This window comes from Streptomyces poriticola, assembly GCF_036689765.1.
Classification (GTDB): domain Bacteria; phylum Actinomycetota; class Actinomycetes; order Streptomycetales; family Streptomycetaceae; genus Streptomyces; species Streptomyces poriticola.
Genome location: NZ_JBAGKH010000006.1, coordinates 38,123 through 59,685, shown reverse-complemented (window position 1 = coordinate 59,685; position 21,563 = coordinate 38,123). Strand labels below are relative to the sequence as shown.

Annotated in this window: 19 protein-coding genes and 1 pseudogene; 15 read left to right on the top strand and 5 right to left on the bottom strand. The window is 72.5% G+C overall.

Going from position 1 to position 21,563, the window contains the following annotated elements; all coding sequences use genetic code 11:
• Positions 1-92 precede the first annotated feature (92 nt).
• The 3 genes from V5O46_RS12125 (at position 93) to V5O46_RS12115 (ending at position 2,752) form a co-directional block, all read left to right on the top strand.
• On the top strand, positions 93-1,295 hold the full coding sequence (locus tag V5O46_RS12125) for a sensor histidine kinase (protein WP_332884557.1): 1,203 nt from the start codon (positions 93-95) through the stop codon (positions 1,293-1,295).
• A gap of 98 nt (positions 1,296-1,393) precedes the next feature.
• On the top strand, positions 1,394-2,065 hold the full coding sequence (locus tag V5O46_RS12120) for a response regulator transcription factor (protein ID WP_332884556.1): 672 nt from the start codon (positions 1,394-1,396) through the stop codon (positions 2,063-2,065).
• Between the two features lie 54 nt (positions 2,066-2,119).
• On the top strand, positions 2,120-2,752 hold the full coding sequence (locus V5O46_RS12115; protein ID WP_332884555.1) for an AAA family ATPase: 633 nt from the start codon (positions 2,120-2,122) through the stop codon (positions 2,750-2,752).
• 103 nt (positions 2,753-2,855) lie between these two features.
• On the opposite strand, the gene V5O46_RS12110 is transcribed toward V5O46_RS12115, so the two are convergent.
• Entirely contained in the window at positions 2,856-3,962 is a 1,107-nt protein-coding gene (locus V5O46_RS12110; protein WP_332884554.1) for a DUF5937 family protein, read from the bottom strand.
• Positions 3,963-4,176: 214 nt separating this feature from the next.
• Here V5O46_RS12110 and V5O46_RS12105 point away from each other — a divergent pair, with 214 nt between their 5' ends.
• Positions 4,177-4,416, top strand: a complete 240-nt coding sequence (locus V5O46_RS12105; protein WP_332884553.1) for a hypothetical protein — start codon at positions 4,177-4,179, stop codon at positions 4,414-4,416.
• A 114-nt stretch (positions 4,417-4,530) separates the two neighbouring features.
• On the opposite strand, the pseudogene V5O46_RS12100 reads toward V5O46_RS12105, so the two are convergent.
• Positions 4,531-5,715, bottom strand: a pseudogene (locus tag V5O46_RS12100) (threonine aldolase family protein).
• A 196-nt stretch (positions 5,716-5,911) separates the two neighbouring features.
• Between V5O46_RS12100 and V5O46_RS12095 the strand changes: the two are divergent.
• From V5O46_RS12095 to V5O46_RS12050, 10 genes are all read left to right on the top strand, one after another.
• Positions 5,912-6,841: a Rossmann-like and DUF2520 domain-containing protein gene (locus tag V5O46_RS12095; RefSeq protein WP_332884552.1), complete on the top strand. Its 930-nt coding sequence runs from the start codon at positions 5,912-5,914 to the stop codon at positions 6,839-6,841.
• On the top strand, positions 6,838-7,830 hold the full coding sequence (panC, locus tag V5O46_RS12090; RefSeq protein ID WP_332884551.1) for a pantoate--beta-alanine ligase: 993 nt from the start codon (positions 6,838-6,840) through the stop codon (positions 7,828-7,830). Before V5O46_RS12095 ends, panC begins: the two co-directional genes overlap by 4 nt.
• A complete protein-coding gene (locus V5O46_RS12085) occupies positions 7,827-9,551 on the top strand; it encodes an L-aspartate oxidase (protein ID WP_332884550.1) in 1,725 nt (574 codons plus the stop codon). The genes panC and V5O46_RS12085 overlap by 4 nt, the downstream gene beginning before the upstream one ends.
• Before the next feature lie 5 nt (positions 9,552-9,556).
• A complete protein-coding gene (nadC, locus tag V5O46_RS12080) occupies positions 9,557-10,528 on the top strand; it encodes a carboxylating nicotinate-nucleotide diphosphorylase (protein ID WP_332884764.1) in 972 nt (323 codons plus the stop codon).
• An 11-nt stretch (positions 10,529-10,539) separates the two neighbouring features.
• Positions 10,540-11,337 (top strand): type III pantothenate kinase, encoded by a 798-nt coding sequence (locus V5O46_RS12075; RefSeq protein WP_332884549.1) that lies wholly within the window; start codon positions 10,540-10,542, stop codon positions 11,335-11,337.
• Between the two features lie 324 nt (positions 11,338-11,661).
• A complete protein-coding gene (locus tag V5O46_RS12070) occupies positions 11,662-12,381 on the top strand; it encodes a hypothetical protein (RefSeq protein WP_332884548.1) in 720 nt (239 codons plus the stop codon).
• A 26-nt stretch (positions 12,382-12,407) separates the two neighbouring features.
• Positions 12,408-12,587 carry a hypothetical protein gene (locus V5O46_RS12065; protein WP_332884547.1) on the top strand — a complete coding sequence of 60 codons (180 nt, stop codon included), beginning with the start codon at positions 12,408-12,410 and terminating at the stop codon, positions 12,585-12,587.
• 151 nt (positions 12,588-12,738) lie between these two features.
• The gene (locus V5O46_RS12060) at positions 12,739-13,242 is read left to right on the top strand and encodes a BlaI/MecI/CopY family transcriptional regulator (RefSeq protein ID WP_332884546.1); all 504 of its coding nucleotides are present in this window, start codon (positions 12,739-12,741) and stop codon (positions 13,240-13,242) included.
• Positions 13,243-13,251: 9 nt separating this feature from the next.
• Positions 13,252-13,785 carry an amino-acid N-acetyltransferase gene (locus tag V5O46_RS12055; RefSeq protein ID WP_332884545.1) on the top strand — a complete coding sequence of 178 codons (534 nt, stop codon included), beginning with the start codon at positions 13,252-13,254 and terminating at the stop codon, positions 13,783-13,785.
• Between the two features lie 270 nt (positions 13,786-14,055).
• A complete protein-coding gene (locus V5O46_RS12050) occupies positions 14,056-14,391 on the top strand; it encodes a histone-like nucleoid-structuring protein Lsr2 (protein ID WP_332884544.1) in 336 nt (111 codons plus the stop codon).
• Position 14,392: 1 nt separating this feature from the next.
• On the opposite strand, the gene V5O46_RS12045 is transcribed toward V5O46_RS12050, so the two are convergent.
• Positions 14,393-15,088: an SCO3374 family protein gene (locus V5O46_RS12045; protein WP_408648972.1), complete on the bottom strand. Its 696-nt coding sequence runs from the start codon at positions 15,086-15,088 to the stop codon at positions 14,393-14,395.
• A gap of 441 nt (positions 15,089-15,529) precedes the next feature.
• On the opposite strand from V5O46_RS12045, the gene V5O46_RS12040 reads away from it, so the two are divergent.
• Positions 15,530-18,055: an ATP-dependent Clp protease ATP-binding subunit gene (locus V5O46_RS12040; RefSeq protein WP_332884542.1), complete on the top strand. Its 2,526-nt coding sequence runs from the start codon at positions 15,530-15,532 to the stop codon at positions 18,053-18,055.
• Between the two features lie 74 nt (positions 18,056-18,129).
• On the opposite strand, the gene V5O46_RS12035 is transcribed toward V5O46_RS12040, so the two are convergent.
• Positions 18,130-18,810, bottom strand: a complete 681-nt coding sequence (locus V5O46_RS12035; RefSeq protein WP_332884541.1) for an HAD family acid phosphatase — start codon at positions 18,808-18,810, stop codon at positions 18,130-18,132.
• Between the two features lie 141 nt (positions 18,811-18,951).
• Positions 18,952-21,525 (bottom strand): NACHT domain-containing protein, encoded by a 2,574-nt coding sequence (locus tag V5O46_RS12030; RefSeq protein ID WP_332884540.1) that lies wholly within the window; start codon positions 21,523-21,525, stop codon positions 18,952-18,954.
• Positions 21,526-21,563: the final 38 nt, after the last annotated feature.

Genomic DNA, 21,563 nt, shown 5'->3' with positions numbered 1-21,563 from the left:
CGGAACCTCCACCTTGCGGAGTATGCGCGGCCGGTCGGGATCGGTCCTCCGGTTGACCCCTGCACCTATCCCGCTTCCCTACGCTGGGTTACGTGCAGCGCCTCTACGACTTCCTCCGCAGACACCCGACCGGGGTCGACAGCTTCTGGGCCGTCTTCCTTCTCGGAATCTCCGTGGTGTCCGTGGGCACGGTCCAGGAGGAGGCCGGGACGGACGCCCCGGCGGTGATCGTTCCGTTCGTGGTCCTGCTCTGCCTGGTGATCGCGCTGCGCCGGCGGATGCCGGAGAGGATGCTGCTGCTGGCCGTCGTCCTCGGCCTGGGCCAGCTGGTGCTGGACGTCGGCGTGATGCCGGCCGACTTCGCGCTGCTGGTGATCGTCTACACCGTGGCGGCGACGGGCGCCCGCTGGGCGTCCCGGACCGCCCTGGCCATGGGCCTGTGCGCGGCACCGCTGGCCCAGCTGCGCTGGCCCACGGAGCAGACCGGCGTGGCCGGCAACGTCCTGATCACGGTATTCCAGACGGTGCCGTTCGCGCTGGCCTGGGTGCTCGGCGACTCCATCCGCACCCGGCGCGCCTACTTCGCACAGCTGGAGGAGCGCGCCGCCCGGCTGGAGAAGGAGCGCGAGGCGCAGTCCAAGGTCGCGGTCGCCGCCGAGCGCGCCCGGATCGCCCGCGAACTGCACGACGTCGTCGCCCACAACGTCTCGGTCATGGTGGTGCAGGCCGACGGCGCCGCGTTCGTCCTGGACACCGCGCCCGACCAGGCGAAGAAGGCCCTGGAGACCATCTCCTCCACCGGCCGCCAGGCCCTCGCCGAGATGCGCCGCCTGCTCGGTGTGCTGCGCACCGGGGAGCACCAGGAGGCCGGGGAGTACGTCCCGCAGCCCGACGTCCGGCAGATCGAGGACCTGGTCGAGCAGTGCCGCAGCTCCGGCCTGCCGGTGGACTTCAAGATCGAGGGCACGCCCCGTGCACTGCCCAGCGGTGTGGAGCTGACCGCGTACCGCATCGTGCAGGAGGCGCTCACCAACACCCGCAAGCACGCCGGCCCGAACGCGGGCGCCAGTGTGCGCCTGGTCTACTTCGACGACGGCCTCGGGCTGCTCGTCGAGGACGACGGCAAGGGCGCCCCCCACGAGCTGTACGAGGAGGGCGGCTTCGACGGCCGGGGCCACGGCCTGATCGGCATGCGGGAGCGGGTCGGCATGGTCGGCGGCACACTGGACGCGGGTCCGCGCCCCGGCGGAGGATTCCGCATCAGTGCACTGCTCCCGCTCAAACCCGCGACCTGAAGCGCCCACCGGACCCCGCGCTCCCGGTCCTCCCGGCAAGCTCCGGGACCACCCGAGTACGCCCCCTCGGTACGACACACGGAAATGGAAGAGGCCCGATGACGATCCGCGTGATGCTCGTCGACGACCAGGTGCTGCTGCGCACCGGGTTCCGGATGGTGCTCGCCGCACAGCCGGACATGGAGGTCGTCGCGGAGGCGGGCGACGGCGTCGAGGCCCTGGAGGTGCTCCGCTCCACCGGCGTGGACGTCGTCCTGATGGATGTGCGCATGCCGAAGCTGGACGGCGTGGAGGCCACCCGCCGGATCTGCACCGACCCCGAGGCGCCGAAGGTGCTGATCCTGACCACCTTCGACCTCGACGAGTACGCGTTCTCCGCGCTGAAGGCCGGGGCCTCCGGCTTCATGCTCAAGGACGTCCCGCCCGGCGAACTGCTCGCCGCGATCCGCTCCGTGCACAGCGGTGACGCGGTGGTCGCCCCCTCCACCACCCGGCGGCTGCTGGACCGCTTCGCGCCGATGCTGCCGGGCGGCGGGAAGGAGCCCCAGCACCAGGAGCTGCAGCGACTCACCGAGCGCGAGCGCGAGGTGATGGTGCTGGTCGCGCAGGGCCTGTCCAACGGCGAGATCGCGGCCCGGCTGGTGCTGTCGGAGGCGACCGTGAAGACGCACGTGGGCCGCATCCTGACCAAGCTTGGCCTCCGGGACCGGGTGCAGGTGGTGGTCCTGGCCTACGAGACGGGTCTGGTGCGGGCCGGCGGACACGGCTGAACCGGCGTCCGCGACCCGCCCCCGCGGGCGGCGCGGCGTCGGTAGGGTCTGCGCATGCTCCTGTGGATCAACGGCCCCTTCGGGGGCGGCAAGACACAGACCGCACACGAGATACGGCGCCGGCTGCCCGGCAGCGTCATCTGCGACCCCGAACACGCCGGCTTCGGCCTGCGCCGCATGCTGCCGCCCGGACTGCGCCACGACTTCCAGGACCTGGCCGCCTGGCGGCAGGGTGTGGTCGAGGTACTGGACCTCACCCTGGCCGAGCACGACGGCCCGGTGATCGCGCCGATGACGGTCACCGACTCCCGGTACTTCGCCGAGACCGTGGGCCGGCTGCGCGAACTCGGGCACGACGTCCGGCACTTCACCCTGCTCGCGCGGAGGGAGACCGTACTGCGGCGGCTGCGCGAGCGGGGCCTGGGGCACGTGCTCCGGTACGCCACCGGGAGGAACACCGGCCCGCGCCGGGACGGCTGGGCCGTCCGGCAGCTCGACCACTGCCTGGAGCGGTTGCGCGAACCGGAGTTCGCCGAGCATCTGTGGACGGACGACTTCACCGTGCCGAAGACCGCGGACCGCATCGCCGTCCTGGCCGGGCTCACTCTGCGGCCCAACACCGAGGGCCCGCTGCGGACCCGGCTCCGCCAGGCACGGGTGGGCATTCGGCATATCCGCATCGACTGACGCACGGGCGGGCTCGGCCGATGTACGGGGCCGGCTGTCCGACGGGGTCTGCCCGCCGGCGGGGCCCGCCGCCCGGCGCCCGGCCGGCTGCAGCGCACCGGCGTCAGCGCAGGATGCCCTCCAGGAACTCGCTGCCGAGCCGCGCCACCACGGCCACGTCCAGCTGGTACAGCACATACCGCCCGCGGCGGCGCGTGGTGATCAGGCCCGCTTTCTTCAGCACCCCCAGGTGCCGGGATATCTCCGGGGCCGTCACGCCGTGCGTCTGCGCCAGCTCGCCCGTGGTGTACGCGCTGCGCGCCAGATGGCGGCAGAGCCGCATCCGCATCGGGTGGGCCAGCGCGGTCATCCGCAGGGTGAGCAGCTCGACGGAGGCGGGCGGGGAGAGCTCCGGGGAGCCCACCGGGTAGTGCAGCACCGGCTGCCAGCCGTGGCGGTGCAGCACCATCAGGTGGGGCCGGCCCAGACTGGTGGGGAGCAGCAGCAGGCCGCCGTCGCCCGTGGCCGTCCGGCCGTCGCCGAGCTTGTCCACGGTGATCCGCCCGGTGGCCTCGTCCAGCGACACCGCCGCGGACACCGCGGCCAGTGCCTCCCCCAGGCCTCTGCGGCGCAGCAGCTCCGTCTTGTGCCGGGCGTCCGCCGCGAGCTGGTGGCGCAGCCGGGACCAGGCCTCCGCGAAGAACGCCTCGTCGCAGTCCTGGGCGAACTGCCGCAGCCACGCCCGGATCCGCGGCGGGTCGGCCAGCAGCCGCTCACTGAACCGCAGCTGTTGCGGCCCGCGCGCCGCGGCCAGGTCCAGCGCCCGCCGGCGCATCTCCGCGTCCGCGAGGACCGAGGCCCCGCCGGTGCTGTACGGCAGGGCGCAGGTGAACTCCAGTGCGGCGTCCGCGAACTGCTCGTCGGAGAGCTTGTCCAGCAGGTCCAGGTCCTCGGCCAGGGTCGCGCCCGGCAGCGTGCCGCCGCCGGGGGCGCCGGCGAACGGCATGAACAGGTCCGAGAACGTCGTCCGCCACAGGAAGTCTGCCTCGCACATCCGGTCGGCCAGATGCGGGTCGAGCCGGGCCGTCACGCCCGTCACCCATCCCTGCAGGCCGGGATGGTGCGCCGGCTCGGACAGCGCGTGCAGCGCCATGCCGAGCTCGGCGAGGGGCGAGGGCACGACGGCGATCCTCTCCGGCCGCAGCCCCGCGATGTCGATACTCACGCTCATGCCCTCATGGTGCACCCCACCACTGACAACGCCGCCGCGGATTGACGGCGGTCGTCAATCCGCACGACGCGACCGGCGTGGGCGGCGCAGAGTGGAGCCACCGGACCACCGGACCACCGGAGCCGGCGGGGCGGCCGCGGAGCCCGATCACTCCACCCTTCCCGTCCCCGGCCGTCTCCCGGGATCCTCCTACGACCCGAGAGGGCGATCAGCCATGAGCATCACGCAGGAACACATCCTCGCCGTCCACCGCGCCCGGCAGCGCGGCGAGTACGCCCCGCCGGCGCCCGGCGTCCACGAGCGGCAGGTCGTGGAAGCGTGGCGGGAACGGCGGCGGTTCCGTGCGGCCCTCGCCGGCCGTCCGGCCCGCGGGCGGCTGCGCCGGGCACTCGCCCGCCGGCTGCGGCGCACCGGAACCCGCGCGCTGCCCGTACGACCGCGCTCCACCTGCTGAACTGATCCACCTGCTGAACTGATCCACCTGCTGAACTGATCCACCTGCTGAACTGATCCACCTGCTGACCTGATCCAGCGGCCGGCCTGCTCTCGGTGCCGCCCTGAGGCTGCCTCAGGCGGACAGCCGGGAGACGAAGTCGGCGACCGCGGCCGTCACGTCCTCGGCGTTCCACTCCAGGCCCGCGGTGCCCACCGTCACCTCGGTGACCGCCAGATCGGGCCCGAGGGCGTCCCACGGGCTGCCGAAGAGCAGGACGCCCGTCTCCTCCGCCTGGGCGAGCGCAGCCTCGGTCAGGGCGTCCTCGGCGTACGGCAGCCAGATCTGGAACTCGTGCGTGTGCGGCACCTCGGGCCGCAACCCCGCCCACGGCACCCCGGCCGAGGCGAAGCCCTCCTGCAGCGCGGCGGCCACCACGCGCGCGTGGGCGACGTACTCCGGCAGCCGGGGCAGCTCCCGCTCCAGTCCCGCCAGCGCCGACAGGGCCGTGGGGAACTGCTGGAACAGCGCGCCGCCGTAGCGGTGCCGCTAGGTCCGCGCCTCCTCGACCAGGCTCTGCGGCCCGGCGAGCGCAGCGCCGCCGAAGCCACCGAGGGACTTGTAGAACGACACGTAGACGGTGTCGGCCAGGCCCGCGATCTCCTCCAGCGGCCGGCCGAAGTGCACGGTGGACTCCCACAGCCGGGCCCCGTCGAAGTGCACCACAGCGTCGCGCTCCCGCGCGGCCTCCACGACACCGCTGAGCTCCTCCCAGGACGGCAGCACAAAGCCCGCGTCCCGCAGCGGCAGCTCCAGCATCAGCGCACCGAAGGGCTCCTCGAAGTCACGCACCTCGTCGGCCGTCGGCAGCCGGGGCGCGCTGGTCACCCGCACCGGTCGCAACCCGCTGACCTGGCTGAACGCATTGCGTTCATGGACTTCGGGATGGCTGAGCGCATGCAGGGCCACGGCCGGGTTGCCGGTACGGGCCGCCCAGCAGCGCAGCGCCACCTGCTGGGCCATCGTGCCGGTCGGGAAGAACGCGGCGGCCTCCGTGCCCAGCAGCACGGCGACCTTCTCCTCCAGGGCCTCGACGACGCCGTTGCCGTACAGGTCCACCGGCTCGTCCAGGTCGTACCGGCCCGCCGCGGCGTCCAGCACCGCGAGGCGGTCGCGCAGCGTCGCCGCGTGGCTCGGGCGGGCGAGGGCAAGTCTTGCCGTGCGGTGGGCGGCGACCCGCCGCCTCCGCAGCCGCGCGTACCGTTCCGCCTGCGATTCCCGCCCGTCCGGTGCGCGGCCCTGCTCCGCCGTGTCAGTCATAAGAAGATCATGCCGGGCGGCGCAGTCCGGGGTCACCCGCTTTCCCGCTCCCCGCTCCGCCCCCGGTGGTGTGCCGTTGCGGCGTGCCCTTTCCCACAGCCTGTGGACGACCGAACACCCCTCGAACCGATCGCGTTAACATGACGAGAAATCGTCCGGTACCCCGAGCGGACTGGAACGGGAAGGCCACCCTCGCGTGAACACAACCCCACAGCCAGATCCCCAGGACCGTCCGGCGCGGCTCACCGTCGGCGTCGTCGGCGCAGGCCGCGTGGGTCCCGCGCTCGCCGCGTCGCTCCAGCTCGCCGGGCACCGCCCGGTGGCCGCATCCGGCGTCTCCGACGCCTCCCGGCGGCGTGCCGCCGAGCTGCTCCCCGACGTGCCTCTGGTGCCGCCCGCCGAGGTCCTGCAGCGCGCCGAGCTGGTGCTGCTGACCGTGCCCGACGACGCTCTGCCCGGCCTGGTGACCGGCCTCGCCGAAACCGGCGCGGTGCGGCCCGGCCAGCTCCTGGTGCACACCTCGGGGCGGTACGGCGCGAAGGTCCTCGACCCCGCCCTGCGCGCCGGCGCCCTGCCGCTCGCCCTGCACCCCGCGATGACCTTCACCGGCACCCCCGTGGACGTGCAGCGGCTGGCCGGCTGTTCCTTCGGCGTCACAGCGCCAGAGGAGCTGCGGCTGGCCGCCGAGGCCCTGGTCATCGAGATGGGCGGCGAGCCGGAGTGGATCGCCGAGGACCGGCGCCCGCTCTACCACGCGGCGCTCGCGCTCGGTGCCAACCACCTGGTCACCCTGGTCGCCCAGGCCATGGAGCTGCTGCGGACGGCCGGCGTCGAGGCCCCCGACCGGATGCTCGGCCCGCTGCTGGGCGCCGCCCTGGACAACGCCCTGCGCTCCGGTGACGCGGCCCTGACCGGCCCCGTCGCGCGCGGCGACGCCGGTACGGTCGCCGCGCACATCGAGGAGCTGCGGGCGCACGCCCCGCAGGCAGTCGCCGGCTATCTGGCGATGGCCCGTGCGACCGCCGACCGGGCGCTCGCGCACGGACTGCTCAAGCCGGAGCTGGCGGAGGACCTGCTCGGGGTACTCGCCGACGGGACGCACGGCACCGAGGGAGAGGCCCGATGACCACCGCCCTGCTGCGCACCGCCGACGAGCTGCACGCGCGCGTGCGCAGCGGCCGCCGGGCCGTCGTGATGACCATGGGCGCCCTGCACGAGGGCCACGCCACGCTGATCCGCACGGCCCGCGCGATCGCAGGCCCGGACGGCGAGGTCGTGGTCACCGTGTTCGTCAACCCGCTGCAGTTCGGCGCGGGCGAGGACCTGGACCGCTACCCGCGCACCCTGGAAGCCGACGTCAAGATCGCCGCCGAGTCGGGGGCGGACGCCGTCTTCGCCCCGTCCGCCGACGAGGTCTACCCCGGCGGCGAGCCGCAGGTCCGCATCAGCGCGGGCCCCATGGGCGAACGCCTGGAGGGCGCCTCCCGCCCCGGCCACTTCGACGGCATGCTCACCGTCGTCGCCAAGCTGCTCCACCTCACCCGGCCCGACCTGGCGCTGTACGGCCAGAAGGACGCCCAGCAGCTGGCCCTGATCCGCCGCATGGTGCGCGACCTGGACTTCGGCGTGGAGATCGTCGGCGTCCCCACCGTCCGCGAGGAGGACGGTCTGGCCCTCTCCAGCCGCAACCGTTACCTCTCGCCCGAGGAGCGGCGTACCGCACTGGCCCTGTCCCAGGCGCTGTTCGCGGGCGGAGACCGGCATGCCGCGCAGGAGGCGCTGCGCGCGCGGGCCCGCGAGGTGCCCGCCACGCGCGCGCGTGCCGAGGCGCTCAGTGCCCTGGGCGAGTCCCGCGCGGCGGCCGACGCGCACGCCGTGTCCAAGGCCGTGCCGGCCGCCGCCGCAGCCGTCCGCGCCGCCGCCCGCCTGGTCCTGGACGACGCGGCCCGGTTCACCCCGCCGCTGGAGCTGGACTACCTGGCCCTGGTGGACCCGTCGGACTTCACCGAGATCGGGGACGACTTCACCGGCCAGGCCGTCCTCGCCGTGGCCGCCCGGGTCGGCTCGACCCGGCTGATCGACAACCTCCCCCTCACCTTCGGAGCCGCCTCGTGACCAGCACAGGCATAGGACTGCACGCGCCCGCGCCGGGCTGGGCCGTCGAAGCGGAAGTGGTCGTCGTGGGCTCCGGCGTCGCCGGTCTCACCGCCGCCCTGCGCTGCGAGGCGGCCGGTCTGCACACCGTCGTCGTCACCAAGGCCCGCCTCGACGACGGCTCCACCCGCTGGGCGCAGGGTGGTATCGCCGCGGCCCTCGGCGAGGGCGACACCCCCGAACAGCACCTGGACGACACCCTGGTGGCGGGCGCCGGCCTGTGCGACGAGGAGGCGGTCCGCATCCTCGTCACCGAGGGACCCGACGCCGTACGCCGGCTGATCGCCACCGGCGCGCAGTTCGACGAGTCCACCGAGGGCGGCCTGGAACTGACCCGCGAGGGCGGCCACCACCGCCGCCGCATCGCACACGCCGGCGGCGACGCGACCGGCGCGGAGATCTCCCGCGCCCTGGTCGAGGCGGTACGCGCGTGCGGGATCCGCACCGTCGAGAACGCGCTGGTCCTCGACCTCCTCACGGACACCGAAGGACGCACCGCGGGCGTCACGCTGCACGTCATGGGGGAAGGCCAGCACGACGGCGTGGGAGCCGTCCACGCCCCCGCCGTGGTCCTGGCGACCGGAGGCATGGGCCAGGTCTTCTCGGCCACCACCAACCCCTCGGTCTCCACCGGCGACGGCGTGGCCCTCGCCCTGCGCGCGGGCGCCGAGGTGAGCGACCTCGAGTTCGTCCAGTTCCACCCCACCGTCCTCTTCCTGGGCACGGACGCCGAGGGCCAGCAGCCCCTGGTCTCGGAGGCGGTACGCGGCGAGGGCGCCCACCTGGTCGACGCCGACGGCGTGCGCTTCATGCAGGGGCAGCACGAACTGGCGGAACTCGCTCCCCGGGACATCGTCGCCAAGGGCATCATGCGGCGCATGCAGGAGCGGGACGCCGAGCACATGTACCTCGACGCCCGGCACTTCGGCGCCGACATGTGGCAGCACCGCTTCCCGACCATCCTCGCCGCCTGCCGCGCCAACGGCATCGACCCGGTCACCGAGCCCATCCCGATCGCCCCGGCCGCCCACTACGCCTCCGGTGGCGTCCGCACCGACGCGCAGGGCCGCACCACGGTGCCCGGCCTGTACGCGTGCGGGGAGGTCGCCTGCACCGGCGTGCACGGCGCCAACCGGCTGGCCTCCAACTCCCTCCTCGAAGGCCTGGTCTACGCCGAACGCATCGCGGTGGACATCGCGGCGGACAAGGCGGACGGCAGCCTCCGCGCGCGCGTGCCGCACATCACGCCGTACCCGGAGGTCCCCGAGCACCCCCTCCTGCCCCCGGAGGCCCGCTTCACCATCCAGCGGATCATGACCGACGGCGCGGGCGTCCTGCGCTCCGCGGACTCCCTCGCCCTCGCCGCCGACCGGCTCCAGCACCTCCACACCCAGGCGCGCGACGCCCTGCACGAGCACGGCAAGACCTCCGAGCCGGGTGTCGACACGTGGGAGGCCACCAACCTCCTGTGCGTCGCCCGGGTCCTGGTCGCGGCGGCGGCGCTGCGTGACGAGACCCGCGGCTGCCACTGGCGCGAGGACCACCCGGACCGCGACGACACCGCCTGGCGCCGCCACGTCGTCGTACGCCTGAACCCGGACCGCAGCCTCGCCGTGCACACCACGCAGACCACCGACTTCCCCCCGACCGGACAGCCCACGCAGAGCCCCCAGGAGCAGTGACCGACGTGACCTCCCCCGACCTTCCCCTCGTCTCCGACGGAGGCTGCGGCGACGGCTGCGCCTGCGGAGCCGACGAGGAGTACCTGGAGTGCGGCCTCGACCCCGCGCTCGCCCAGCTCCTGGCCGACGCCGGCCTCGACCCCGTGGAGGTCGAGGACATCGCCCACCTCGCGGTCGAGGAGGACCTGGCGGGCGGCGTGGACGTGACGACGGTCGCCACGATCCCCGAGGACGCGGTGGCCACCGCCGACTTCACCGCCCGTGAGGCCGGCGTCGTCGCGGGCCTGCGGGTCGCCGAGGCGATCCTCTCCGTGGTCTGCACGGACGAACTGGAGGTGGAACGCCATGCCGAGGACGGCGACCGCGTGGCACCGGGCCGGAAACTGCTGTCGGTGACCACCCGCACCCGCGACCTCCTCACCGCCGAGCGCAGCGCACTGAACCTCCTGTGCCGCCTGTCGGGCATCGCGACCGCCACGCGCGCGTGGGCGGACGCTCTGGACGGCACCGGGGCACGTGTCCGCGACACCCGCAAGACCACCCCGGGCCTGCGCAGCCTGGAGAAGTACGCGGTGCGCTGCGGCGGCGGCGTCAACCACCGCATGTCCCTCTCGGACGCGGCCCTGGTCAAGGACAACCACGTGGTGGCCGCGGGCGGCGTCGCCCAGGCGTTCCAGGCGGTCCGCGACCGTTTCCCCGACGTCCCCATCGAGGTCGAGGTCGACACCCTGCACCAGCTCCGCGAGGTCCTGGACGCGGGCGCCGACCTGATCCTGCTGGACAACTTCACGCCCGGCGAGTGCGAGGAGGCGGTGGCCCTGGTCGACGGCCGGGCCGCCCTGGAGGCCTCCGGCCGCCTCACCCTGTCCAACGCCAAGGCCTACGCCACGACGGGCGTCGACTACCTGGCCGTAGGGGCCCTCACCCACAGCTCTCCGATCCTGGACATCGGACTCGACCTGCGCGCGGCGGAGTAGGAGAGCGACCCATGCTGCTGACGATCGACGTAGGCAACACCCAGACCGTCCTCGGCCTCTTCGACGGCGACGACATCGTCGAGCACTGGCGCATCTCCACGGACGCGCGCCGCACGGCCGACGAGCTCGCGGTGCTGCTGCAGGGCCTGATGGGTATGCACCCGCTCCTCGGCGACGAACTGGGCGACGGCATCGACGGCATCGCCATCTGCGCGACCGTCCCCTCGGTCCTGCACGAACTCCGCGAGGTGACCCGCCGCTACTACGGCGACGTGCCCGCGGTCCTGGTCGAACCGGGCGTCAAGACGGGGGTGCCGATCCTCACGGACAACCCCAAGGAGGTGGGTGCCGACCGCATCATCAACGCGGTCGCGGCGGTCGACCTCTACGGCGGTCCGGCGATCGTCGTCGACTTCGGCACGGCGACGACGTTCGACGCGGTCAGCGGGCGCGGGGAGTACGTCGGCGGGGTCATCGCCCCCGGCATCGAGATCTCCGTCGACGCGCTCGGCGTCAAGGGCGCGCAGCTCCGCAAGATCGAGGTGGCGCGACCGCGGAGCGTCATCGGCAAGAACACGGTCGAGGCGATGCAGGCGGGCATCGTCTACGGCTTCGCCGGACAGGTCGACGGCGTCGTCAGCCGCATGGCCCGCGAGCTGGCGGACGACCCCGAGGACGTGACCGTGATCGCCACGGGTGGGCTGGCGCCGATGGTGCTCGGCGAGTCCTCGGTCATCGACGAGCACGAGCCGTGGCTCACGCTGATCGGGCTCCGACTGGTCTACGAACGCAACGTGTCCCGCCTGTAGTCCCGCGGCGGCACGCCGGTGGCGGGTCGCCCGGCCCGACGCCACCGGTATGCCGCCTTGGGGGTGCCCCCCAGCCCCTTCAGGCACAGGGGGAGGCACGACTGCCCGCGGTGGCGTGGGCCTGCCGCCCGCGTGGGTGGGTCGGTGCAGCGCCGCTTGCGGTCCAGCCCCCACCGAACCCGCGCAGGCCGCCGCAGGCACCGCCCTCGCACGCCGCACCGCCACCGAACCGCCGGAGGCACCCCGGCCCCCACCCGGGTGGCACCCCCGCGCCACACCCGCACGCTATGTCGAGTTTGTCTGATTAGCGCGTATCGTCGGCGCATGCCCACGCCATACGGATCCCGCGGCGGCATGGCGTTCGGTGTGGAGGAGCTGCGTGTGCTCCGCCGCGCCCTCGCCCACGCCCTCAACCCCAGCCCCGTCTCGGCCGAGGACGCCCACGACTGCCTCCGCCTCGCAGAGTCGCTCGACGAGGCGACGCGGGAGAGCGCCCGGCTGCGCGCCTTCCTGGTAGCCGACCTGGCCCGGTACCGCGCCGCCCTCCCCGGGACCGCCGCCGGCTACCTCGCCCTCCTGGACGAGGCCCTGGGCGCCGGCCACCACCCCGGCCGGGACGACCTGGCCGCACTCGGCGCCCTGCGCGGCAACCCCGCAGCCGCCACCCTCCTCGCACGCTGCCGAACCCTCACCGACCCCGGGCCCCGGTCCCAGCCCCAGACCCAGCCCCGCGCCACCACCCCCACCGTCCCCCCGGCCCGCACCCCCGGCCGCACCCGCCTCCTCGCCCTCCCCGGCGGCCTCACCGCCACCCCCGCCACCCCCACCGCAGCAGACCAGGACCCCGCCGAGAAGCCCGAGAAGGAACCGGCCCGGAGGCCCGCCCCGAAGCCGGCCCGCAAGCCGGCACCCCAGCCCGCGACCCCGGCCCCCGCCACCCCGAAGCGCCCCATCCCCACCCCCGGCGAGGTCTTCCCCCGCCGCAAGCCCTCCCCGCCCGCCTCGGGCACCCACGGCGCCCGTCCGCACCTCGCCGCGGGCTGACCGCCACGGCTGGCTACTCTGGAGCCATGGACTACGTCTCCGCGCTCCTGCCCCCTGCCGTCATGGCCGTCCTCTTCATCGCTGTGATCAGGGTGATCATCAAGTCCCAGGGCGGCGCCAACAAGGCCAAGGAGGACGCGGCCGTGGACGCCGCCCTCGCGCGCGCGGAGAGCGCGGAGCAGAGCTCCCCGCGCGCAGAGGCCTGACGGCCCACCTCTCTGCGCCCCATCCACCCCATTTGTCCCCCCACGAACCCGTTTGTCACCCAAAACGCACGTTCGTACCGTCATTATCGGCAAACTCCCACTATCGTGCTGAGTTGTGCCTCGCCCATTGGGAGAACTCGAAGACGCGGTCATGACGCGGGTGTGGAAGTGGAACCGCCCCGTCACCGTTCGGGAAGTCCTGGAGGATCTCCAACAGGAACGGTCCATCGCGTACACCACGGTGATGACCGTTCTGGACAATCTCCATCAGAAGGGCTGGGTGCGCCGTGAGGCGGAAGGCCGGGCCTATCGATATGAGGCCGTCTCCACCCGCGCCGCCTACGCCGCCGCCCTCATGAACGACGCGTGGTCGCAGAGCGACAACCCCGCCGCCGCCCTCGTCGCCTTCTTCGGCATGATGAGCGACGAACAACGCCAGGCACTCCGCGACGCCATCCGCATCGTCCAGGGCCCGGAAACCCCGGAGATCCCCGATACGCCCCCGGCGCCCGCGCGGACGTCCTCTCCGGGCCCCGCCGCGAACCCCACTCCAGCGCCGGCTTCCGACGCCACTCCCGCGTCCACTTCCGACGCCACTCCCGACCCGGCTCCCGCCCCCAACCCCGACTCGGCCCGGGGCGACGACGGGCGATAGCGTCCGCTCATGTCAGCAGTGCGCCCCGATGTCACCGCAAAAGCCCTCACGGTCCGACGAGCCCGCACCAGCGATGTCCCTGCCGTGCGCCGGCTCCTCGACGCCTACGTCCGCGACGGCATCCTGCTCGACAAAGCCACGGTGACCCTTTACGAGGACATCCAGGAGTTCTGGGTCGCGGAACGCGACGACAACGCCGAGGTGGTCGGCTGCGGCGCCCTGCACGTGATGTGGGAGGACCTCGCGGAAGTGCGGACTCTCGCGGTGAAGCCGGGCCTGAAGGGCGCCGGCGTCGGTCACCGCCTGCTGGAGAAGTTGCTGGACACGGCGCGCTGGCTGGGCGTTCGCCGGGTTTTCTGTCTGACCTTCGAAGCGGACTTCTTCGGCAAGCACGGCTTCACCGAGATCGGAGAGACGCCGGTCGACACCGATGTCTACGCGGAGCTGCTTCGTTCCTATGACGAGGGCGTCGCCGAGTTCCTCGGTCTCGAACGAGTGAAACCGAACACCCTGGGCAACAGCCGGATGCTTCTGCATCTGTGATCGACAAGGCTGCCGGGCCCGATCTGCCGCGCATCCCGCAGGCGCCGACAGGTTTATTCCGCGCGGCACCGCCGCGCACCAGTGCCCTATGTCCGAAACGCGCATCTTTCCGGTCCGGGCCGGGGCTGCCGGTCTCGACCGAGGGTTTGTGTTTTTCCGGCAAAAGCGGTTTGCTTTCCGGCGTAGTGCAGTACTGCATATATCAGGGGGCGGCGATACGGCGGGACGCCGCACACCCCCGGTCCTCAGTTATCGATGAAAGGAAATCCGGTGGCACAGAAGGTTCAGGTCCTTCTTGTCGACGACCTCGACGGCGGCGAGGCGGACGAGACCGTGACGTTCGCGCTGGACGGCAAGCAGTACGAGATCGATCTCACCACCGCCAACGCGGACAAGCTGCGCGGCCTTCTCGAGCCCTATCTCAAGGGCGGTCGTCGTACCGGAGGACGCTCTTCGGGACGCGGCAAGGGCCGCTCCGCCTCCAGCAGCGGCAGCCAGGACACCGCGGCGATCCGCGCCTGGGCCAAGGAGAACGGTTTCGAGGTCAACGACCGCGGCCGGGTCCCCGCGAGCATCCGCGAGGCCTACGAGAAGGCGAACGGCTGATTCAGCCTGCGGCCGGCGGTCGTGCGCACACGCGGCGCAGCCGGACGCGGTGGCACTCCGCTGCCACCGTGTCGACCAGCCGTACGAGATCGGGGGTGCCCTCGTCGCACCCCGAAGCCGACAGTGTCGGCAGCGAGGCCTCGACCTCGCGCCCCGGCTCGGGGGGCCGCAGCCACTCGGCGGCCCCCTGTGCGCACGAGCCGCGCTCGCCGGACACGGGGGCCGGCAGCGCACCTCTTCCGGGCGCCGGCATCGCCATGACGCCGCTTCCGGGCGCCGGTGCCGCCATGAGTCCGCCCTCGCCGACGGCCGTCAGGCCGAGCGGCAGCGAGCCCCACTCCAGCCAGTCCAGCAGCCCCGGCAGCTCCTCCGCGCTGCCCGCGGCGACCAGCAGCAGTACGCGGTCGCCCTGGACGGCGACCGGAGTGTGCGGCCCGAGTCGCCGCAGCGCCGCGTGTCCGGCCCGTGCGGGGACGTCCAGTACGTCGAAGCGGACCCCGACCCGGAGCCGTACCGGAACCCCCGGTGCCGTCTCCCAGCCGAGCACGCTCTCGTACCACCACCGCACCCGCTCGCCGACCCGCGCCTCACCCACGGGCACTCCGGCCGTCCAGGTCGGCCCGGCCGTCCCGGCCGAGCGGCCGGACCCGCCCGGCCCGAGGGGCCGGCGAGGTTCGGGGACGGAGGTGCCGGACATGCCAAGTGAAACCGTCGAAAGACCGTCCGGGTTACGCTGGGTGCTGTCGCGAATGCGCTGAGTGCCGAAGAGGGGGCGCGCAGGGGGTGCAGGCAGGCGCGAGGTTGTTCGCCCGTAGCGGAGGGAGCGGGCGCGCGCCGCATGGACTGTCAGTGTCGGCGGGTAAGACATCCCTAGTGGGAGGGGGCGACACGCAGGGCAGGCCGTCTCACGTTCGCCATCGGCGTACTGACGAGAGGGGTAACTGCCTGGCCTGCGGGAACATCGTCTCGCACCATCGGGTTGGAGCAGATGTCGGCGTTCGGGGTCAGGAGGCAGTGTTGGTTCTCGGTCCGGTGTCGGCAGTTGGAATGAGCGGTCCCCGCTTGCGGGACTAAGCTGCGGAAGGACAGGGAGGGGAAGTTCCCCCCACTGCCTGACCGCTCTGAGGAGCGATTAACGATGTTCGAGAGGTTCACCGACCGCGCGCGGCGGGTTGTCGTCCTGGCTCAGGAAGAGGCCCGGATGCTCAACCACAACTACATCGGCACCGAGCACATCCTCCTGGGCTTGATCCACGAGGGTGAGGGTGTCGCCGCCAAGGCCCTTGAGAGCCTCGGGATTTCGCTCGAGGCGGTCCGCCAGCAGGTGGAGGAGATCATCGGCCAGGGCCAGCAGGCCCCGTCGGGTCACATCCCCTTCACCCCCCGTGCCAAGAAGGTCCTGGAGCTGTCGCTCCGCGAGGCCCTTCAGCTGGGCCACAACTACATCGGCACGGAGCACATCCTGCTCGGCCTGATCCGCGAGGGCGAGGGTGTCGCCGCCCAGGTCCTGGTCAAGCTGGGCGCTGATCTGAACCGCGTGCGGCAGCAGGTGATCCAGCTGCTCTCCGGTTACCAGGGCAAGGAGACCGCCACCGCCGGCGGTCCTGCCGAGGGCACGCCCTCCACGTCCCTGGTCCTCGACCAGTTCGGCCGGAACCTCACCCAGGCCGCTCGCGAGTCCAAGCTCGACCCGGTGATCGGGCGCGAGAAGGAGATCGAGCGGGTCATGCAGGTGCTGTCCCGCCGCACCAAGAACAACCCGGTCCTGATCGGTGAGCCCGGCGTCGGCAAGACCGCCGTCGTCGAGGGCCTCGCCCAGGCCATCGTCAAGGGCGAGGTGCCCGAGACCCTCAAGGACAAGCACCTCTACACCCTGGACCTCGGCGCCCTGGTCGCCGGCTCCCGCTACCGCGGTGACTTCGAGGAGCGCCTGAAGAAGGTGCTCAAGGAGATCCGCACCCGCGGCGACATCATCCTGTTCATCGACGAGCTGCACACGCTGGTCGGTGCGGGCGCCGCCGAGGGCGCCATCGACGCGGCGAGCATCCTCAAGCCGATGCTGGCCCGCGGTGAGCTGCAGACCATCGGCGCCACCACGCTGGACGAGTACCGCAAGCACCTGGAGAAGGACGCGGCCCTGGAGCGCCGCTTCCAGCCGATCCAGGTCGCCGAGCCGTCCCTGCCGCACACCATCGAGATCCTCAAGGGCCTGCGGGACCGGTACGAGGCGCACCACCGCGTCTCCATCACCGACGAGGCGCTGGTCCAGGCCGCCACCCTGGCCGACCGCTACATCTCGGACCGCTTCCTGCCGGACAAGGCGATCGACCTGATCGACGAGGCCGGCTCCCGGATGCGGATCCGCCGGATGACCGCGCCGCCGGACCTGCGCGAGTTCGACGAGAAGATCGCCGGCGTCCGCCGGGACAAGGAGTCCGCGATCGACTCGCAGGACTTCGAGAAGGCCGCCTCCCTGCGTGACAAGGAGAAGCAGCTCCTGGCCGCCAAGGCCAAGCGGGAGAAGGAGTGGAAGGCCGGCGACATGGACGTCGTCGCCGAGGTCGACGGCGAGCTGATCGCCGAGGTCCTCGCCACGGCCACCGGCATCCCGGTCTTCAAGCTGACCGAGGAGGAGTCCAGCCGTCTGCTCCGCATGGAGGACGAGCTGCACAAGCGGGTCATCGGCCAGAACGACGCCGTCAAGGCGCTGTCCAAGGCGATCCGGCGTACGCGTGCCGGTCTGAAGGACCCGAAGCGTCCGGGTGGTTCGTTCATCTTCGCCGGTCCGTCCGGCGTCGGTAAGACCGAGCTGTCCAAGGCGCTGGCCGAGTTCCTCTTCGGTGACGAGGAGGCGCTGATCTCCCTCGACATGTCGGAGTTCAGCGAGAAGCACACGGTCTCGCGGCTCTTCGGTTCGCCCCCCGGCTACGTGGGCTACGAGGAGGGCGGTCAGCTCACCGAGAAGGTGCGCCGCAAGCCGTTCTCCGTCGTGCTCTTCGACGAGGTCGAGAAGGCCCACCCGGACATCTTCAACTCGCTGCTGCAGATCCTGGAGGACGGCCGGCTGACCGACTCCCAGGGCCGGGTCGTGGACTTCAAGAACACGGTCATCATCATGACCACCAACCTCGGCACCCGGGACATCTCCAAGGGCTTCAACCTCGGCTTCGCCGCCGCGGGCGACACGAAGTCGAACTACGAGCGCATGAAGAACAAGGTCTCGGACGAGCTCAAGCAGCACTTCCGGCCCGAGTTCCTCAACCGCGTCGACGACGTGGTCGTCTTCCCGCAGCTCAGCCAGGGTGACATCCTCAAGATCGTCGACCTGATGATCAGCAAGGTGGACGAGCGCCTGAAGGACCGGGACATGGGCATCGAGCTCTCCCAGACCGCCAAGGAGCTGCTGTCCAAGAAGGGCTACGACCCGGTGCTGGGCGCCCGGCCGCTGCGCCGGACCATCCAGCGCGAGATCGAGGACAGCCTCTCGGAGAAGATCCTCTTCGGCGAGCTGCGCCCCGGTCACATCGTGGTCGTGGACACCGAGGGCGAGGGCGAGTCCCAGACCTTCACCTTCCGCGGTGAGGAGAAGGCGGCGCTGCCCGACGTCCCGCCGATCGAGCAGGCGGCCGGCGGCGCCGGGCCGAACCTGAGCAAGGAGGCGTAAGCCTCGTACGTCGCGCGTACCCGGAAGGGGCCGGTGCCGTCCAGCACCGGCCCCTTCCGTCTGCCCGGCCCCGGTTACGACAGCTGTCCGTCGTAGTCCGGCAGCTTGAACGTCTTCTCGGCGTGGCCGCCCGACAGGTCGGTGGGGCTGTTGCCGATGTTCGCGATGATCGTGTAGCCCTTCGACTCGATGTCGCGGCGCTGCGCGGTCTTGTAGTCGGCGACGTTCTTGAACAGATCGAAGAAGCCGCGGACATACAGGCCGGAGGACTCGTAGCCGGCGTGGTCGAGGTTCCACTCGGTGGGCCAGTAGATGATCCCCGGGCGGGCGGTGACGAAGAACAGGGCGACCCCGCGCTCCTGGGCGTACCGGGCCGCCTCCAGGACCGGAGCGTTGGCGGGCTGCGGGTAGCTGAAGCCGAAGTCGGTCTCCAGCGAGGTGTTGTCGATGTCCAGGACGATCGCCTGCTTCTCGCCCGGCTCGGCGTCCGCGATCCGCTGCTCCAGGTACGGCAGGGCCCGGTTCATCACCGCCCGGCAGTCCCGCTGCCAGGTGTCGTAGTCGACGTCGGCCGCGGTGGCGGCGGCCGTGGTGGCGGCCGTGGTGGCGGCCGGGACCACCGCCGGGACCTGAGCCGGCGCCGAGGCGGCGGCGCCCGCGGGCGTGATCGTGACGGCGAGCACGGCCCCGGTGACGGCGGCGGTGCCGAGGGCGCGCTTCCAGGCGTGCCCGGTCTGTCTGGTCGGTCCGGTCATGGGGGGTGGGGTCCTCTCATGCCTGCAACGGATGCCTGACGGCAGTCAATTTGTCGCGTGCATGGTGACTCGGACAAGTGGCCGGACGGCATCGATCTGGTTACTGACCGGTAGTCGTTCGGCGAGCGATCACGGGACGCACTACGCCGTGATCTCGACCCCGCTCGGCACGTTCCGCACCCGGGGCAGCCGCGGATTGACGCGCAGCACCCGCAGCCGGGGGAACCGGGACAACCAGGAGACGTCGGTGTCGGTGAGCTCCGCGGCGAGCCACAGATGGGTCAACTGCTCCGGTATCAGCCCCGCCAGCAGCTCCTCGGCCCGCATCACCCCGGCCACCTGGACCCGTGGCCGCCCGCCGAGCTCGCGCAGCGCGGCCAGCTCGGCGGAGTCGGACACCGGGAAGTACAGCCCGCCCGGGTCCAGCTGGGCGATGATCTCGCGGGCGTACCGCTCGGTGTCGAAGTGCCGCCAGCCCCGGGCGAGTTCGGCTCGCACCGGCAGGGCGGCCCGGGTGCGCAGCCGGGCCAGGTAGTCGATGGCGGCGTCGTCCTTGACGCGGGTGGCGGTGATGGCGAGCAGCAGCGCCTGCCGGTCGTCGGCGACCTGGCCCGGATCGGGCAGCAGCTCCAGCACGATCGGGCCCACCCAGCCCAGGCCGCGGGCGGCCAGCTCGGTGGTGGGGCGGACCAGGTTCTTGGTCCGCTCGTGGACCAGCTGCTGCGTCACCGGGTCCAGTTCGGTGACGTGCTCCAGACAGGCCGCGGCCATCAGCCGCCGGTGGTTGACCTGCGGCCTGGGCAGTCCCGGCGCCGCCGCCAGCAGCCGCTCCAGGAACCGCGCGCACTCCTCGGGGCGGGCGTGCGCGGCGGCCATCCGGATGACCTCCTCCCACTCGGCCCGGTGGGCGTGGTCGACCAGCATCGGGAACGCACCGCGGGCCACGATCTCCTTTGCGGCGAGATAGTCCTGGAAGGTGCGGTGCACGAAGTCCACCGAGTCGCCGGAGCGTTCCCGCAGCAGTCCGGTGCGGTGCAGCAGATGCCGGAAGATCTCCTCGCCGTCGCCCTGCGCACGGGCGGCCGGCATGGCGGGCAGCGCGGCGTCGAGGATGCCGACCGCCCGCTCCCGCGACAGCTCCGAGACGCCCTCCTCCAGCATGGCGTGGGCGAGCTTCTGCAGCAGCCGCTCCCGGGTGCTCTGCTGCAGCTGCACATCGTCGGCGTAGAGCACGTCCCGCTCGGGGTCGCGGCGCTGCAGCAGCATCTCCAGGGCGGCGTCGTAGAGCTCCTTGCGCCCGCTGGGCAGGGAGCCGGACCGGTCCCGGTTCAGGGCACAGATCAGCCCGCACATCAGCGGGTTGGTGGCGAGCTGGCGCAGCTCGCGGTAGATCCGAACGGAGTGCAGCAGCCGCTGCTCGTACTCGTCCAGGGTGCCCCGGTCGCGCGGCCCCGGTCTGCGGCTCTGCTCGTCCAGCCGGGCCGCGGAGTGCCAGTCGCGGATGAACCGGGTCACCCGGTCCCGTGACATCGGCGCGAGCGACAGCTCCACGAAGCCCTCCTCGGCCAGCCCGTCCGCCGCGAGCCAGCCGTCCTCCACGGCGGACGGGCGGGAGGTGACCAGGCAGCCGTTGCCGGAGAAGATGCGCAGCAGCCGGCGCAGCCGGTCGCGCAGCTCACCGCGGGTCTTCTCCGGCGCTTCGTCGATGCCGTCCACCAGCAGCAGGGCGCGCCCGGCGAGCAGGGTGCGCACCACCCAGCCCTCCGGAGCCCGGTCGGCGAGCGGGTGCCGCATCGCGTGCAGGAAGTCGTCCGGTGCCGGGAAGCCCTCGCGGGCGAAGCGCCGTACCGGCAGCACGAAGGGGACCCGGGAGCCCTCCCGGGCGGCGGCCACGGCCAGCCACTGGACCAGGGTCGTCTTCCCCGATCCGGCGACCCCGCGCAGCAGGACCCGCTCGTGGTCCTCCAGCGCGCGGTCCGCGAGCAGCACGGTGCGCTGCTCGTCGGGGTCGCCGTCCACGCCGCCGCTGCGCTCCTCCGCCTCCAGGCTGAGGTAGGTCTCCTCCAGCGGCCAGCGGTCCGGTGCGTTGGGAAAGTCGACGCCGACGATGGTCAGCCAGCCGTGCCGCCGGGCCACCCACCGGGCGTACTCCTCCTCGAACTCCACGTCCTCGGGGAGGCGTTCGGACTGCCGGGTGGCGGCCTCGGCGTCGTTCAGGTCGACCAGCCGGGCGATCCGGCCCGCCTGCTGGGGCAGTTGGCGCTGCAGATAGGGGGAGCGCCGCACCAGATGGTGGACCAGGTGCAGACAGACGGAGACCAGCAGCGCGTCGTGGAACCAGGCGGCGTCCGGCGACAGTGCCCGGTCCGCGCCCTGCACCGCGCCGCGCAGCCGCCGCGCATAGTCCTGCGGGCCCATCCGCACCGCGTCCGCGTCGGTGACGTCCACCTCGGCGACCGCCAGCAGGGTGCGGGCCAGGACGTCGACGACCGGGGCCAGTTCGGCGGTCGGGGCGGCGTGTCGTTCGGCGGCGAGGTGCACCAGGTCGGCGGCGGTGCGGTGCACGTCGTCCGCGGTGGCCGACGGCGCCGGTCCGAGCCAGCTGACCAGCCCGGCGAGCGCTTCGGGGCCGACGGGCGGCCGGGACGGGGAGCGCAGGAGCCGGCGGACCAGCGGGCCGGCCAGGTCGGAGGGGGTGCGGACGACGGGATCCATGGATGTGGGTCTCCCCCGGTGATGGGTGCGGGACGGCC

Coding starts and splice junctions, on each gene's coding strand:
- V5O46_RS12120 (WP_332884556.1), top strand. CDS start 1,394: ATGACGATCCGCGTGATGCTCGTCGACGACCAGGTGCTGCTGCGCACC.
- V5O46_RS12115 (WP_332884555.1), top strand. CDS start 2,120: ATGCTCCTGTGGATCAACGGCCCCTTCGGGGGCGGCAAGACACAGACC.
- V5O46_RS12110 (WP_332884554.1), bottom strand. CDS start 3,962: ATGAGCGTGAGTATCGACATCGCGGGGCTGCGGCCGGAGAGGATCGCC.
- V5O46_RS12105 (WP_332884553.1), top strand. CDS start 4,177: ATGAGCATCACGCAGGAACACATCCTCGCCGTCCACCGCGCCCGGCAG.
- panC (WP_332884551.1), top strand. CDS start 6,838: ATGACCACCGCCCTGCTGCGCACCGCCGACGAGCTGCACGCGCGCGTG.
- V5O46_RS12075 (WP_332884549.1), top strand. CDS start 10,540: ATGCTGCTGACGATCGACGTAGGCAACACCCAGACCGTCCTCGGCCTC.
- V5O46_RS12070 (WP_332884548.1), top strand. CDS start 11,662: ATGCCCACGCCATACGGATCCCGCGGCGGCATGGCGTTCGGTGTGGAG.
- V5O46_RS12065 (WP_332884547.1), top strand. CDS start 12,408: ATGGACTACGTCTCCGCGCTCCTGCCCCCTGCCGTCATGGCCGTCCTC.
- V5O46_RS12060 (WP_332884546.1), top strand. CDS start 12,739: ATGACGCGGGTGTGGAAGTGGAACCGCCCCGTCACCGTTCGGGAAGTC.
- V5O46_RS12055 (WP_332884545.1), top strand. CDS start 13,252: ATGTCAGCAGTGCGCCCCGATGTCACCGCAAAAGCCCTCACGGTCCGA.
- V5O46_RS12045 (WP_408648972.1), bottom strand. CDS start 15,088: ATGTCCGGCACCTCCGTCCCCGAACCTCGCCGGCCCCTCGGGCCGGGC.
- V5O46_RS12040 (WP_332884542.1), top strand. CDS start 15,530: ATGTTCGAGAGGTTCACCGACCGCGCGCGGCGGGTTGTCGTCCTGGCT.
- V5O46_RS12035 (WP_332884541.1), bottom strand. CDS start 18,810: ATGACCGGACCGACCAGACAGACCGGGCACGCCTGGAAGCGCGCCCTC.
- V5O46_RS12030 (WP_332884540.1), bottom strand. CDS start 21,525: ATGGATCCCGTCGTCCGCACCCCCTCCGACCTGGCCGGCCCGCTGGTC.